The sequence below is a fragment of the Bradyrhizobium tunisiense genome, from assembly GCF_042263385.1.
Lineage (GTDB): Bacteria > Pseudomonadota > Alphaproteobacteria > Rhizobiales > Xanthobacteraceae > Bradyrhizobium > Bradyrhizobium tunisiense.
Genome location: NZ_JBHLEV010000007.1, coordinates 29,159 through 43,116, shown reverse-complemented (window position 1 = coordinate 43,116; position 13,958 = coordinate 29,159). Strand labels below are relative to the sequence as shown.

Annotated in this window: 13 protein-coding genes; 5 read left to right on the top strand and 8 right to left on the bottom strand. The window is 63.9% G+C overall.

Annotated elements, in window-relative coordinates; all coding sequences use genetic code 11:
* Positions 1 to 205 precede the first annotated feature (205 nt).
* Together ACFDR6_RS26590 and ACFDR6_RS26585 are read left to right on the top strand one after the other, a co-directional pair.
* Positions 206 to 391 (top strand): hypothetical protein, encoded by a 186-nt coding sequence (locus ACFDR6_RS26590; RefSeq protein WP_375860060.1) that lies wholly within the window; start codon positions 206 to 208, stop codon positions 389 to 391.
* A gap of 232 nt (positions 392 to 623) precedes the next feature.
* Positions 624 to 1,910, top strand: coding sequence for an NRAMP family divalent metal transporter (locus ACFDR6_RS26585; protein ID WP_375860059.1), 1,287 nt, complete (start codon positions 624 to 626; stop codon positions 1,908 to 1,910).
* A 75-nt stretch (positions 1,911 to 1,985) separates the two neighbouring features.
* On the opposite strand, the gene ACFDR6_RS26580 is transcribed toward ACFDR6_RS26585, so the two are convergent.
* Together ACFDR6_RS26580 and ACFDR6_RS26575 are read right to left on the bottom strand one after the other, a co-directional pair.
* Entirely contained in the window at positions 1,986 to 2,270 is a 285-nt protein-coding gene (locus ACFDR6_RS26580; protein WP_375860058.1) for a hypothetical protein, read from the bottom strand.
* Positions 2,271 to 2,420: 150 nt separating this feature from the next.
* A complete protein-coding gene (locus tag ACFDR6_RS26575; protein WP_375860057.1) occupies positions 2,421 to 6,212 on the bottom strand; it encodes a LuxR C-terminal-related transcriptional regulator in 3,792 nt (1,263 codons plus the stop codon).
* Positions 6,213 to 6,358: 146 nt separating this feature from the next.
* On the opposite strand from ACFDR6_RS26575, the gene ACFDR6_RS26570 reads away from it, so the two are divergent.
* The gene (locus ACFDR6_RS26570; protein ID WP_375860056.1) at positions 6,359 to 6,685 is read left to right on the top strand and encodes a nuclear transport factor 2 family protein; all 327 of its coding nucleotides are present in this window, start codon (positions 6,359 to 6,361) and stop codon (positions 6,683 to 6,685) included.
* Positions 6,686 to 6,728: 43 nt separating this feature from the next.
* Here the strand turns inward: ACFDR6_RS26570 and ACFDR6_RS26565 are convergent, their stop codons facing one another.
* Both ACFDR6_RS26565 and ACFDR6_RS26560 read right to left on the bottom strand, forming a co-directional pair.
* Positions 6,729 to 6,851, bottom strand: a complete 123-nt coding sequence (locus tag ACFDR6_RS26565; protein WP_375860055.1) for a hypothetical protein — start codon at positions 6,849 to 6,851, stop codon at positions 6,729 to 6,731.
* A gap of 5 nt (positions 6,852 to 6,856) precedes the next feature.
* On the bottom strand, positions 6,857 to 7,063 hold the full coding sequence (locus ACFDR6_RS26560) for a hypothetical protein (RefSeq protein WP_375860054.1): 207 nt from the start codon (positions 7,061 to 7,063) through the stop codon (positions 6,857 to 6,859).
* Between the two features lie 242 nt (positions 7,064 to 7,305).
* On the opposite strand from ACFDR6_RS26560, the gene ACFDR6_RS26555 reads away from it, so the two are divergent.
* On the top strand, positions 7,306 to 7,716 hold the full coding sequence (locus ACFDR6_RS26555; protein ID WP_375860053.1) for a hypothetical protein: 411 nt from the start codon (positions 7,306 to 7,308) through the stop codon (positions 7,714 to 7,716).
* Between the two features lie 74 nt (positions 7,717 to 7,790).
* Here the strand turns inward: ACFDR6_RS26555 and ACFDR6_RS26550 are convergent, their stop codons facing one another.
* Positions 7,791 to 8,129, bottom strand: a complete 339-nt coding sequence (locus ACFDR6_RS26550; RefSeq protein ID WP_212090633.1) for a hypothetical protein — start codon at positions 8,127 to 8,129, stop codon at positions 7,791 to 7,793.
* A gap of 309 nt (positions 8,130 to 8,438) precedes the next feature.
* Positions 8,439 to 9,416, bottom strand: coding sequence for an arginase (gene rocF / locus ACFDR6_RS26545; RefSeq protein WP_212090619.1), 978 nt, complete (start codon positions 9,414 to 9,416; stop codon positions 8,439 to 8,441).
* Between the two features lie 257 nt (positions 9,417 to 9,673).
* On the opposite strand from rocF, the gene ACFDR6_RS26540 reads away from it, so the two are divergent.
* Positions 9,674 to 9,934, top strand: a complete 261-nt coding sequence (locus ACFDR6_RS26540; RefSeq protein ID WP_212090616.1) for a hypothetical protein — start codon at positions 9,674 to 9,676, stop codon at positions 9,932 to 9,934.
* A 15-nt stretch (positions 9,935 to 9,949) separates the two neighbouring features.
* Here the strand turns inward: ACFDR6_RS26540 and ACFDR6_RS26535 are convergent, their stop codons facing one another.
* Positions 9,950 to 12,691, bottom strand: a complete 2,742-nt coding sequence (locus ACFDR6_RS26535; protein WP_375860052.1) for an EAL domain-containing protein — start codon at positions 12,689 to 12,691, stop codon at positions 9,950 to 9,952.
* A 62-nt stretch (positions 12,692 to 12,753) separates the two neighbouring features.
* On the bottom strand, positions 12,754 to 13,953 hold the full coding sequence (locus tag ACFDR6_RS26530; protein WP_375860051.1) for a FecR domain-containing protein: 1,200 nt from the start codon (positions 13,951 to 13,953) through the stop codon (positions 12,754 to 12,756).
* Positions 13,954 to 13,958: the final 5 nt, after the last annotated feature.

The window sequence follows — 13,958 nt, the reverse complement described above, 5'->3', positions numbered from 1 at the left end:
AAGACCAGGCCCCGCGGTGCGGGGCCTTTTTTGTGCGCGAGGGCGAACCCGACGCCGCGCGGGGAAAAACAGGCATTTTGGCACCAAATTTAGCCAAATTGGCTGCATCGGATTTGGCGGAATGCAATCTCTTCGCGCCATGCTGAAGCATGTCGTCCGCTCGCCTTGTTCGGACGCAATCGGGAGAGCTTCGGAGAGATCGCTCATGTATTACGTCGCCGCCGCATTGCTGGTGCTGTCGGGACTTTTCTATTCGGCGAGCCGTCACGAACTCGGACAATTCGGCTCGGACGTCTGCAGGTATGGCAGCACGTTCTGCGACAATCCGGTGGTGCTGTTCACCGGTGCCGCGCTGGCCGCCGCCTGGGGCATGTTCGTCAGCATCAAGTAGCGAGGCACCGCGGCCTCCGCCTCGTATCGGCGAGGACGACGCGGGCAATCCCTGCGGACCGCATCAGTGCCGGCATGTCCTGCGATGATGCCACTCTACATGTGTTTCGCCCGGCGGTCAAGTCGAATTAGTATTTTCAGAAATCACGGCGGCACCTCGCGCGCGGCAGGGAACTACTGTTCCCTCTTTGGCATTTGCTCAAAACACCGCGTCCTACCTCGAGGTCCACTCCATGAGCGGCAGCGCCCTCACCCCGACGAAATCCGCGCCGACGCTGTTGCAACGGCTGGGGCCGGGTCTGGTCACGGGAGCCGCCGACGACGATCCGTCGGGCATCGCCACCTATTCGCAGGCCGGCGCGCAATTCGGCTACGGGCTGCTGTGGACGGTATTTCTGACCACGCCGTTCATGATCGCGATCCAGCTCGTCAGCGCGCGGATCGGCCGCGTCACCGGCAAGGGGCTCGCCGCCAACGTCATGCAGGTCGCGCCGCGCTGGGCCGTGCTCGGCCTCATCGCCATGCTCGTCGCGGCGAACACGTTCAACATCGCCGCCGACATCGCCGCGATGGCCGAGGCGCTCTCGCTCGTCATTGGCGGGCTCAACCACGAGCACGCGCTGATCTTCGCGGCGGGCTCGACCCTGCTGCAGGTGTTCGTGCCCTATCGCCGCTATTCGCCGGTGCTGAAATTCCTCACCTTGGCGCTGTTCGCCTATGTCGCCACCGCCTTCACCGTCAAGATCCCGTGGAGCACGGCGTTGCTCGCCGCGGTGTGGCCGAAGGCAAATGTCAGCGCCGACTATCTGATGATGGTCGTGGCCGTGCTCGGCACCACGATCAGCCCGTATTTGTTCTTCTGGCAGGCTTCGCAGGAGGTCGAGGAGATGAACCAGGGCGAACGCGACAAGCCGCTCCGTGACCTCAAGCGTGGCGGCAATCACGAACTCGATCGCATCAAGACCGACACCATCTCCGGCATGCTGCTCTCCAACGGCATCGCCTTCTTCATCATCCTGACGACCGCATCGGTGCTGCACGCCAACGGCGTCACCAACATCGATTCGGCGACGCAGGCCGCCGAAGCGCTGCGGCCGCTCGCCGGAGACTTCACCTTCGCGCTGTTCGCGCTCGGCATCATCGGCACGGGCCTGCTCGCGATCCCGGTGCTGGCGGGCGCGGCCGCTTACGGCGTCGCGGAGATCTTCGGCTGGCGCGCCACGCTCGAGGCCAAGCCCGACGAGGCGGTCGGCTTCTACACCATCATCGCCGCAGCAACCATCATCGGCTTCGGCCTCGGCTTCACGGGAATAGACTCGATCCAGATGCTGGTCTGGAGCGCGGTACTGAACGGCATCGTCGCCGTGCCCATCATGGCGATGATGATGCTGATCGTGTCGAACCGCGCCATCATGGGCCGCTTCAGGGCGCGGTCATGGTTGATCGCGCTCGGCTGGCTCGGCACCGCGCTGATGGCGCTGGCCGTCCTCGCCTTGCTCGGCTCGTCGGTGATGGGCTGAGGCGAGAGAACGCCGCAAGACGACGTTCGCGGGCCGCATCGCTGCAGGCTCACACAGCTGCAGCGACTGACGAAGTTACGGCGTCACGGGATTGACTGTCGGCGATGTCTTGGGGCCCGGTCGCGCAGGCTCGATCGGCGATTTCGGGGTGGTTGGAAGCACCTTGGCGCCAACGGCCCGTGCCGCCTCTCCCGTGGTTGCATACATCGCGACATGAGCCGGCTGGGTCTTGGCGCGATTCCAGGGGCCGTGGTCGACAACCAGCATTGCCGCAATCGCCACGCCGGCCACAATAAGCGCGATCACGCCCGGATGGCGGAGAGCGCTATAGATGGAGCTTGCGAAACGACCACTCGTCATCGAAGTATCCGCTGTTGTCCTGCCCCAGGTTAATTCGGAGCGGCCTTGCCGGTTCCCCCGTTCCCATAGGCAGGTTCCAACAGAGGCCGCATTGGACCCCGCGCCGTCCCCCTCCCCGCCGCCATATTCTGTCGATGAGGATGCAACGCTTCAAATCAGCCAGTCATGGTGCGCATGTCCAACGCCGTGATGTGGATCGTCAGTGCGGTGGTTGGCCGCCTGTTCGTCCAGTGCACCGGGGACAATTCCAGCGATCTTCTGGGGGGCGGATTTCTGATCGTTCGTAATGTGGGGATCAGCAAGTTCTTTCGGCCCGAGGACAGTGACGAGCGTGGAAGGAGTGTCTTCACCGTCGAAGCGGAACACTGGTTGCTGATCGGCGCTGCCAAACTCGAACGCGGTTTTCGCGGGCTGCTCGGCTTCCGACCGGTTTGCAACGAAATGCACGACCTGCTGAGAGTTGCCGTCTGTGTTGCCGTGAGTTGCGACGCTCTCGCCTGCGTCCGCTCCCTTGGCAGAAGACGCGTGGGCTGCATTGCTATGCTCGGCGCCGCCTGACTCTGCGGTCTTCACGGCCTCGGGCGGCGTGTCCGGAATTTGAGAATTGTGCTCATGGTCATTCCCGACGCCATTGCCGGGCTTGGATTTGGCTTCCGCCATCTCTGCGGCCGCAGGCCCCGGCTCCGCAGCCTGCTTCGAGTCGCGGTGCTCCGTGTGACCGGGACTTGCGGTCATCTCGACCGCTTCCACTCCCACTCCTTGGGCAGAGGCCGCGTGGCCCGAATTGCCTTGCCCGGCGCCGCCTGACTCTGCGGTCTTCACGGCCTGCGGCGGCGTGTCCGGAGTCTGGGAATGGTGCTCTTGGTCATTCCCGACGCCATTGCCGGGCTTGGATTTGGCTTCGGCCATCTCCGCGGCCGCAGACCCCGGCTCCGCAGCCTGCTGCGAGTGGCGGTGCTCCGTATGATCGGGACTTGCGGTCATCTCGACCGCTACCACTCCTTGGGCGGAGCCCGCGTGGCCCGAATTGCCTTGCTCGGCGCCGCCCGACTCTGCGGTCTTCACAGCCCCTGGCGGCGTGTTCGGAGTCTGGGACTGGTGCTCATTGCCTTGACCGACGCTGTTGCCGGGCTTGGAGTTGGCTTCGGCCATCTCTGCGGCCGCAGACCCCGGCTCCGCAGCATGCTGTGAGTGGCGGTGCTCCGTATGACCCGGACTTGCGGTCATCTCGACCGCTACCACTCCCACTCCTTGGGCAGAGGCCGCGTGACCCGAATTGCCTTGCCCGGCGCCACCTGACTCTGTGGTCTTCACTGCCTGCGGCGGCGTGTCCGGAGTCTGGGACTGCTGCTCATTGCCGTGACCGACGCCATTGCCGGACTTGGATTTGGCTTCGGCCATCTCTGCGGCCGCAGACCCCGGCTCCGCAGCCTGCTGTGGGTGGCGGTGCTCCGTGTGATCAGGACTTGCAGAAATCTCGCCCGCTTCCACTCCCACTCCGTGGGCAGAGGCCGCGTGGCCCGCATTGCCTTGCTCGGCGCCGCCTGACTCTGCAGTCTTCGCTGCCCCCGGCGGCGTGTCCGGAGTCTGGGAATGGTGCTCATTGCCGTGGCCGACGCCGTTGCCGGGCTCGGATTCCGCCTGGGCCATCTCTGCCTTTGCCGACCCTGGCTCCGCACCGTGCTCCGAATGACCGTGGCCGGTACTGTCCGCGGCGTTGAAGCCAGGTTGGACCAATTCGCTCTGCTGCGTCGACGGAGCCCCGGTGTTCGGATTAGTCGGCACATTCTTTGCGAAGAGATTTTCCACGGCCGGAGGCGATTCACCATGACCGGGCGCGATTGATGATCCGTAAGCCGGCACACCGGACGCACTGGCACTCTCTTCCGTTGTATCCGCCGCATCGCTCCCGAAGCCGTTGGACTTTGCCGACGTTCCGGAGCCAGTTCGAACGTGTGCGAATTGGAAACTGAAACCGTCATCGGCCGAAGCGCTCCAAACGGCGGCCGCGCCGGAATCCTCGCGCGCGCGGCCGCTGTTCGTAGTCAGGGCGGCCTCATCGATCGTGGCCGCCATCAGCGCCTGTTCGAGTTGCTCCAAGGTCACCGCGACGGCCGTACCTTCAGACTGATGAACGAGATCCGTCGCCGCAACGGATACAATTCCCTGTAGATGGATTTCGAGTAGGCCGTGGTCCCCGATATCGAGGGGATGGTCGGTCGGATTGACATAGACGATCGTTTGATTGCTTGCGGGGTCGTAGATCCAGGCGAGGGTATGTGGCGGGATGGATTTGACTGCCGTTGTCAAATGCAGAAAAGCCAGCCCTCCGAATGCCGCAAGATTGAGCCTGCCCGGCCCGGTCGCGACATCCGAGACGGAGTCGGAAGAGACAGCGTCGGAAGAGACAGACTTGGAATCGATTGGGGAGCGGGACGCAATGTTGACAACGTCGCCCCCCATCAGCTGATCGCGGCTGTATCCGTCCGCACCGGAATCGTGACCGGAGTCCAATAGCCCCACGGGCTTTTGGACGTCGCGACCGGCGGTGTCTGGCCCCGCTTGGCCCTGCGCGCTTTCTTGCGTGACGCCATTTCCAGGGGTCACAAAGGCAGAATGCGGACTGAAATCGTGCGAAAGGAAATTCGTGTCGATGTTGTCCGCATGATCGGTGTCAGCATCACGCACCGCGGCCAGCTTTGCGATGGCCTTGTCTCCGATGCCAGCCAGGAAGCTGTCGATCGATGCCTGATCCAGTTCACGCGCCTGCGCGGCGAGATGAGAGTCGCTGAGATCGTAGATCAATGCCCCGGCGAGAGCGGCGAAGGTGCCATACCCTCCATGAACCGGGATCGGATTGGAAGCAAGCCGTGGGATTTGATGTTCCGAGCCTGCGCCAACGCCAATCTCCGTGTCGCTGGTTGCCCGCGGCAGATGCGCTGGAAGACTGCTCGTGCTCGATCCAACCGGACCGCCATCTTTCCACTGCTTCGAGCCCAGGAATTGCTCCGCGGTACGCAGCGCTTCCATGGCCGCGGCCGGGTTCTCGGCGAGGCTTGCTTTGGCAAGCAAGTCCCTCTCCGTGAAAGCAGGCGCCCCGCCGGATTTCGAGACGATGAGATGCTGCAGGATGGCTTTTTTCCAGACCTCGTGTCCGGTGGGCTCGTCCATCTGACCGGGACCGTCGTCATGGGCAAACACGTCGTTGGCTTCCGACGCCTTGAGTTCGTCGGCAATTGCGAACGCCAGAAAGCCCAGGGCGAGCGCGCTGAAGCCAGAGGTGCGTTGCAGTAATGAGATGGTGGCGAGCACCGTTCTGTTGGTGATCTCGAGCTTCTGAAAGATGTTGTGCAGGTGGACTTTGACAGTCCCCTGGGAAACGTCGAGCGTGCGCGCGATCTCCTTGTTCGACATTCCTTCCGAGACCAGTCGAACGATCTGGAGTTCTCGGGGGGTCAATAGCTCAAGCATCTTCTCGATCTTGCCGCCGCCGTCGGCTTCCTTGCCGGTTGGCAGGAGATCGGACTGCTCCAGCGACACACCGCTCTTTGTCATCAGCCGCAGTGATCGCAGCATGGTGGCAGGAGCGGAATATTTCGAAATTGCGCTGCAGGCGCCGACGGCAATCGCAGCCGTCAGATTGTGGTCGCTGTCCGATTCGGTAAAGAACACCAGGCGCGTGGAAAGCTTCTCGGCTTTCACGATCGCGAGGATGTCGGATGCCGTCGCGTCCGGCAGGGCGTCGGCAATGAGCGCCACGTCGGGTGTCAAACTCCGAATGGCCCCGAGGCAGCTTGTCCAGTCGCAGGTCGATGCGACGACATCGAAATCCTGCTGCGTCCCGAGTACCGACTTCAACCCCTGCAGGACGATCGGCTGCCGATCGACGAGCACGACCCGGATGGGCTTGAGGATCCCCTGCTTGGCGGACGCGTCCAACATCAACTTTGCCTCGGCCCGGTCCTCTATGTCCTTCGGCATATGGCCGTGGCCGGGTAGCGCATTAAAATACAATTAATCGATTGGAGAAAGGGGCTTAGCGGGGTTTACGCGGCCTTAATCCCAGATTTGGACGGTATATGAGAACCATGTCATTTGACCCGATGGGCGTTGCGGTCGACTGGCTCGATGCCTATCGCGCCGGCGATATCGAAGCCCTCTTGGAACTTCATGCCGACGATGCCGTGGTGCACTGCGGCTGCAGCGGGATCCAGACCATCACCGGCCGCGAGGCACTTCGTGCCTATTGGATCGATCGCCTCCGCAAATATCCCGCAGGCACGTTGGACGACCTCAATCCTTCGGACGATAGAACCGTGATCTCTTACGCCACCAGCACGGGTGTCATGAGCGCCGTCTTGGCGTTTGACGGCGCCGGGAGGATCAAGGTGGTGGACTGCAGTCCCTCGCCCTAGCCTGCGGCCCGGTCCAGACCGGCAGTCCGTGGTGTGCCCGTAACTAACCCCCGAAGAGAATCCGCAAGGCGATCACGATGATCGCCGCGATGAGAAACGAGATCGCGAGCAGCGTCCAGATCGGCCTTGTGCTTCCGCCGGCCAGGCTCGCGACGAGCATTTTCATGCTCGTCAACATTCCTCGCCCGGGAGCCCGTTCAGGTAGGCTATCCCGAGGCTGGCGAGTTCTTCGGCATCGCTCTCGCACTCTTCCTTTCTCCTGAGCAGGTGGCGTTCCAGCAGACATCGCCGGCTGTCGAACAGGTCGACATCGGGATGACGTGCGCGGTACACCGTCCATGCGGTCTCGGTGGCGTTCTTCAAGACGGCGTCGTCCACGATGCTTGCTCTCCAGGACACGGAATCCTTCGCTGCCAACTCGACGCATTTCGGAAAGTTTCTAGTTTTTCCCAGTCATATTTAGTCGCAGGGGTCCCATGGTCCCGGCTCGTTTTCTGTCGCGGTTTGTCGAAGGTCCGAGCTGGCATTGGCTCCGAGGGAGGCTCTGGCAGCTAGCAACTATTACCTACTTTTCCCGTTATAGCCGGGGCAGAGGCAGATGTGATGTAAGAGGTACCGCGATGAAGAAGATTGCAATATCGGCGCTGATGGCCGGAGCTCTTGGTCTGAGTTCGGTCGCGGCGACATCTCCAGCCGAAGCTCACTGGCGAGGCTGGGGACCGGGCATCGCCGGCGGCCTTGTCGCAGGTGCCGTGATCGGTGGCCTCGCCTCCTCGGCTTACGGCTGGGGGCCCGGCTACGGTTATTACGGTTACGGTCCTGGCTACTACCGCGCTGGCTACTACGGCGGCCCTTATGCCTATGACTACGATGCACCGTATCGTTGGGGTGGCGGATACTCTACGACGACCTACTACACGCAGCCCGTTTCCTACGGCTACCGCTATCGCCGGGTCGTACGTCCCGCCTATGCCTATTACGGCGGGCCCTATCCCGTCGTGCGGCACCGCTGGCATCATCACCACTGGTAAGCGTGTCGCGCGTTATCACGAATGCGGCCGCGCTCCGAAGGGCGCGGCCATTTTCGATGAGGCGCTGCGCTTCGCTAGGTTCGAGGGGGTGGCTGCGACGGCGCGGCAGGTTGTTGAGAAGGCGCGGCGGGCGGCTTGGGCGGCTCCGTCGGCGCAACGGAATCTCCGCCGCCGTGCGGCACGCAGGTGCCAACGTTGCTCAGCAATCTCTTCGCCTCGAGATCGCGGGCCTTCTTGTAGTCGCTGCGCCGGTCAATTCTCGCTGCGGCCAAACGGTCCCAGGCATCGAACGCATCCAGGTAATGCTGTCGCATCTGCGCCTCGGCCGAAAGGCAATCGGCGAACCTGTCGAATACGAGATTGGTATTAACCGGCGCGACGCCACCCACCAGGACCACAAGCATCCATTTCATGGTGTCCGCCTCTATTGGCGACTGCCGGAAAGATAACGCGTCGGCAAGGTCCGGCCGCGCCGCCGTCCGGTCTGGGGAAAAAGAGGCCCCAGCTCGCGGGGTTATGGGGACATCGGAGCTGGGGCCATCGGGGTCACCCTTGGGGAAGGGCACCGGGAAAACTTGGCAATTGCGCAAATGTTCCCTTCCTGTTGGAAGCGGCGACATCGAGAGAGACGCCGCCCTTGAACAGGCTGCGGCAATCCGTTCAACCCAAACCCATCCCCTGCTTCAGGAGATCGAAGCTCACCGGCTTTGTCAGCCGCCGCTTCACTCGCCCGGAGCGATCGCGTTGCTCGGCGTCGGGCGGTCGGTGATCTGCTGGCCGAACAGGCTGCCGATCAGCTCGACTGCAGTCCGCGCCGTCCGGCCGCGTTCGTCCAGGAAGGGATTGAGCTCGACGATATCGACCGATCCGACCGTCCCTGAATCGTGCAACAGCTCCATGATCAGGTGTGCCTCGCGATAAGTCGCGCCACCCGGCACCGTGGTGCCGACGCCCGGCGCCGCGGACGGGTCGAGGAAATCGACGTCGAAGCTGACGTGCAGGACGCCGTTGCGGGCCTTGACGCGCTCGATGACCCGCCGGATCAAAACGGCGACGCCGAACTCGTCGATCTGGCGCATGTCGACCACCCTGATCTGGCGCGCCCGCATCAGCTCCTTCTCCAGCTTGTCGATCGAACGCGCGCCGAACAGATCGAGCCTGTCAGGGCTGATCGAAGCGCGCGGATCGTCGCCAAGCAGGCCGTCGAGGCCCGGCTCGCCGCACAAGAACGCTGCCGACATGCCGTGCATGTTGGCGGTAATCGTCGTCTGCGGCGTGTTGTAGTCGGCATGGGCATCGAGCCAGAGCACGAACAACTCGCGTCCACGTTCCTGCCAATGGCGCGCCATGGCATTGACCGACCCCATCGACAGCGTGTGATCGCCGCCGAGGAAGATCGGCAACGCGCCCGTCTTCGCGATCTCATGGCCGCGTTGGCTCAGAAGGCGCGTCCAGCGCTGGATCTCGCGGTAGTGATTGGCTCTTTCCGGCGGCCTGTCGGCGAGGTCCCGGACATCGCTTACGGAAAGATCGCCGTAGTCGGCGACCTCGAAATCCAGGCTTTCGAGCAGGGTCGCAAGGCCCGCGGTCCGCAGCGCCGCAGGACCCATCAAGGTGCCGCGCTGCGACGCGCCCATGTCGATGGGGGCGCCGAGCAAGGCGATGCGCCGGGCGCGATCCGTCACGGTCCGATCGGTCACGGCTGCCTCCTCACGTCACAAGGTTGAGCAAGCCTAACAGAGATTCGCACCCGTCGTTTCCCGGGTACCTCTTCGATCGCCGAATCATCTCGGAACAAAATCCCGTGCGCTGAATTGCTCATCCAAGGCCGGCACCCGCCGTCAACCACGGCGCCTCGCGCGGATAGCCAAAGGTCATCCGACCCGCTGTTCAAAACGAGCGCTCGCGCGGATAGCCAAAGGTGTCGGCCTCCATCATCAGGCTTGGAGTCGCGCGCTTGAGCACCGAGATACCGCAGTCCACTTCGCAACCCGGCGCGGCCGAGCGTGCCATCGATACGGCAGCCGATGTCTCCCGCACGATCGGTGAAGTCGCCGGCGGCCTGCACGCAGCAGTCGGCCGTCTGACGTCTACGATCGAGGAATCGCGCAAGCCCGGCGGAGCCCTCGCGACGGTCTCGGCGATCACGCGCGAAGCGCCGCTCGCCAGTCTGTTCGTCGCGTTCCTCTTCGGGATGGCAATCGCGCGGCGGAGATAGACCGCCGCCACTTGCTCAGGCGGCGCTGACAGCTTCGAGTTCGGCCGCCAGAAACTGCTTTTCGAATGCCTCGGCGGGCATCGGACGGCCGAAGAAATATCCCTGCGCTTCCTCGCATCCCATGCTGACCAGGAAGTCGGCGGTTGCGCGGTTCTCGATGCCTTCAGCCACGACCGTGAGGCCGAGTTGCTTGCTGAGCCCGATTGTCGAGCCGACGATCGCGGCATCGTCGGAATTCGCGAGCAGGCCGAACACGAACGACCTGTCGATCTTGAGCCCGTCGAGCGGAAATTTCTTCAGATAGCTCAGGCTCGCATAGCCCGTGCCGAAATCGTCGAACAGGATGCGGACACCCAGTTGCTGGATCCGCTTGAACATGTCGAGCACGCGGCTTTCGTCATGGAGCAGGATGTCTTCGGTGACCTCGATCTCTAGCAGCGAGGGCGCGAGCCCCGTCGATTCGAGCAGTGCCGCAACAGAATGTGCGAGATCGCCGGAGTCAAGCTGCGAGGGCGAGAGGTTGATCGCGACGCGCACGCCGTTGCCGGACAACTCCCAGGCACGCGCCTGACGGCAGGCGGTCTCCATCACCCAGTTCGCGATCCGCTCTGACAGTGCCGAGCTGTTGACCACCGGCATGAACTCCGCAGGCGAGACGTAGCCGCGCACGGGATGTCGCCAGCGGATGAGCGCTTCGGCCCCGACGAGGCTGCCGTCGAGCAGACGAACCTGGGGCTGGTAGAATAGTTCGAACTCACCGCGATCTGCGGCAAGCGCCAACTCGCTCTCCAGCGTCAGCCGGTTCTCCAGCTCCTGCCTGATCGCAGCCTCGAACAGCACATGGCTGCCCCGCCGCGTCGCCTTGGCACGGCTCAGCGCGAGATGGCCGTTGCTCAGGAGTTCGTCAGCGTTGTGTCCGCCTTCAGGATAGACGGCAACTCCGATGCTGATCCTGACGCGGTGCTGCCGCGCGCCCGTCGCAAGCGGCGCTTCGAACGCGTACGCGATCCGCTCGGCGATTGCCGCGACCGGCTCGCCCGCCTCTGCACCATCGAGCGCGATGGCGAATTCGTCGCCGCTGAGCCGGGCAACGACCGCCTTGCCATCGACTTCTGTCCGCAGACGCTGCGCGACCGCCCGCAGCACGAGGTCTCCGGCCGCATGCCCAAGCATGTCGTTGATTTGCTGGAAGCCGTCGAGCCCGATCACGAGCAACGCGACCTCGCGAGGCTGTCGCTCCGCATCCGCGATCATGCCGACCAGTCCGGCATGCAGCGCGTTGCGATTGGCAAGACCGGTCAGCACGTCGTGTTCGGCAAGATATTTGACGCGTTCGGCCTCGCGTTTGCGCACAGAGATGTCGCGCAGGATCGCGCCGTACTGAAAGCCATCCGTTCCCTGCCAGCCCGAGAAGCTCGCCTCGACGGAGAAGGTTTCGCCATTCTTGCGCCGGCCATCGAACTCGACCACGACCGCCCCGCCCGGAACCAGAAGCGCCTGGCGCGCGGCGTCGTGCATGGACGGGCTTGCATTGCCGTCCCTCGCCACAGCGCACAGCGTTTCGAACGGGCGGCCGATCATCTCGGCCGGCGTGTAGCCGAAGATCGCGCTCGCGCCCGGATTCCAGACCGTGATCCGGTGCTCCTCGTCGGTGCAGACGAGGCCGTCGCCGAGCGACATCGCGATGCGGTGAAAGCGGCTCTCGGCGATGCGTCCCAGCAGACCGCGAAAATCGATCTCGTCCAGCGCAATCGCGGCCAGATAGGCGATGATCGCGATGTGGAATAGCGAGGTGTCGATGACGAGGGGCCATCTTGCCTGCACGAGGCCTGCAATCAATTCGACGGCCGCTCCGAGGGCGATGAGGACAGCGACGCGAATTCCGGGTGCGACGCGGCGCCACGAATACACCATCAGCAGGCAGATCAAACCCAGGCCCAGAATCATGCCGACATCGGACGTCCAGCGCAGCATCCGGCCCTGAAGGATCGATTCGGCGGCCAGCGCCTGGAGGACCGGCCCCGAGATGATCTTGCCGTTGGGGACGCTGAACCGGTCACCAAGCTCGAGCGCGGTGGCACCGACGATGATCTTCTTGTCCCTCAGCTTGGCGAGGGCAGCGGTATCGCCGCGCAGCACGTCGACATAGGATACGCTCGGAATGGAGGTTGCACGAATGCCGAAATCGATCAGGAAGGGCGGCCGCCGATTGGCGTCCTGCCCGGCCAGCACGACGGCCATCGACGGCATCAAGGCATCGCCGAGCCATTCTCCGAACGGATAGCGGCGAACGAGCCCGTCGGATTCGACTGCGACGTTCACGAGGGCCGGCCAGGACTGGTTGGCGAACGGCTTCAGTGGGCGATTGACGTGCGCCGGTCCACCGTTCGGCGACGGCTGCTTGAAGGACGGCAGGATCGTCGAGCCCCCGACCTCGCGTAGCGCATTGACGAAGGCCTGGTCGGAAGCCGGATCCGACGGCGTGCTGAAATCGACATCGAAGGCGATATCCCCGGCTCCCGCGGCCTCGAGCCTGTGCAGCAGGTCCGCGTGCAGCTGGCGCGGCCAGGGCCACACCCCGATCCGATCGATGGAGGGTGCATCGATGGCCACCACGACGACATTGCCGCTGGCCGCACGCGATTGCCAGCTGAACCGCAAATCGGTGAGCGCGTTGCGTAGCGCGCCATGCCATCCCGTGGACAGCACGATCGCGAGCGCGATCACGACGAGAATATGCGGCCGATAGCGTTTCACTTCGATCCTCCCGCGCGCTCGCTGCAATGGGAGCGCCCCCTTCATTTCCCGAGAAAACCGTCTCAGCGTCTGCCGTGGGCAACGCCATGGCCGTTGCTGCCATTGCCGCCGCCATTGCCGTTGCCGTTGTTGCCCCTGCCGTTGCCGGTGGCACCATTGTTGCCGTGGCCGTTATTGCCGTTGTTGCCACCGCCATTTGCGTTGTCGGCCCCGGGGCTGTCGCTCGATGCGCCGGCTGTTGCTGCAGCGATCGCCGCTCCTGCATGCGAAGCGCCATTGCCGGCCGTCGCAGCTCCGCTGGTCGTGAGCGCGGTCTGGACAGAGCTGTTGGATCCGGTCGGATTGGTCTTGCCGTCGCTCCAGACCGTCGTCTGGCTTCCGGTGCTCGCATTCGCCCTGCGCACTTGACCGGGAGCATCGACGCCGTGGGCCAGCCCGCGCGTGGCCTTGTGGACGTTCAGCTTGACCTCGCCGAGCGAGCTCGAGATGCGCACGACGCCGGTCTTGGGGCTTCCGTCGCCCTTAAGGGTGTGAGCTCCGGCCGCCTTGCTGCCCTTATCGACCGGACCGAGCGCGTGGATTGCATGGCCGTTCCCGGCATTGCGCGGCGCCGTCAGGCCTGATTTCGGCACGGGAATGCGCTCGACCGTCGGAGCGCGCGGCTTGCCATGCTCGATGGGATTGAACGTGCCCGCTCCGCTCAGGCTGAGGCCAGGCTTGCCGTGCTCGGAGACGGTGGCCGCCTGTCCCGGCATGACCTGGGCAATCTGTCCCGTCCTGAAGTCGGAGACTTCGACCTGGCCACCGAGCACGCCGACGTTGGTGCTGCCGGCCCCCACCGTGACACTGAACTTCGTTCCCTTGACGACGGCGGCGAGATAGGGCGTCTCGACCTCGAAATGCTTGACGTTGCGCTTCTCGACTTCGAGCAGGATCGAACCCGCCTGCTGGATGATCGTGGTCGAGAGCCCCTCCTTCTTCTCCGCCGGCAAGCCGACCACGGAGTTGGGAGCGATCAGTATCGTTTCCTCGCCGCGGACGAGCAGCACCCGGCCATTACGTCCGGTGCGGATGGTATTGCCGGGCTTGAGGGTCTCTTCCGGGTTCAGCGAAACCTGTTGCGCCCCGTCGGTCGCGATCCACACCTCGCCGGTCGACTTGCTGACCGACCAGACACCATCGTCCGCAGCGAACGCACCGGAAGCCATTCCCAGGATCAGTGCCGCCGCGAAGGCGCACCGCATTCCAATTCTGTCGAGCATGACAA

Excerpts from the sequence above, each read along its gene's own strand:
- ACFDR6_RS26590 (WP_375860060.1), top strand. The coding sequence starts at position 206 with ATGTATTACGTCGCCGCCGCATTGCTGGTGCTGTCGGGACTTTTCTAT.
- ACFDR6_RS26585 (WP_375860059.1), top strand. The coding sequence starts at position 624 with ATGAGCGGCAGCGCCCTCACCCCGACGAAATCCGCGCCGACGCTGTTG.
- ACFDR6_RS26580 (WP_375860058.1), bottom strand. The coding sequence starts at position 2,270 with ATGACGAGTGGTCGTTTCGCAAGCTCCATCTATAGCGCTCTCCGCCAT.
- ACFDR6_RS26575 (WP_375860057.1), bottom strand. The coding sequence starts at position 6,212 with ATGTTGGACGCGTCCGCCAAGCAGGGGATCCTCAAGCCCATCCGGGTC.
- ACFDR6_RS26570 (WP_375860056.1), top strand. The coding sequence starts at position 6,359 with ATGTCATTTGACCCGATGGGCGTTGCGGTCGACTGGCTCGATGCCTAT.
- ACFDR6_RS26565 (WP_375860055.1), bottom strand. The coding sequence starts at position 6,851 with ATGAAAATGCTCGTCGCGAGCCTGGCCGGCGGAAGCACAAGGCCGATC.
- ACFDR6_RS26555 (WP_375860053.1), top strand. The coding sequence starts at position 7,306 with ATGAAGAAGATTGCAATATCGGCGCTGATGGCCGGAGCTCTTGGTCTG.
- ACFDR6_RS26550 (WP_212090633.1), bottom strand. The coding sequence starts at position 8,129 with ATGAAATGGATGCTTGTGGTCCTGGTGGGTGGCGTCGCGCCGGTTAAT.
- ACFDR6_RS26530 (WP_375860051.1), bottom strand. The coding sequence starts at position 13,953 with ATGCTCGACAGAATTGGAATGCGGTGCGCCTTCGCGGCGGCACTGATC.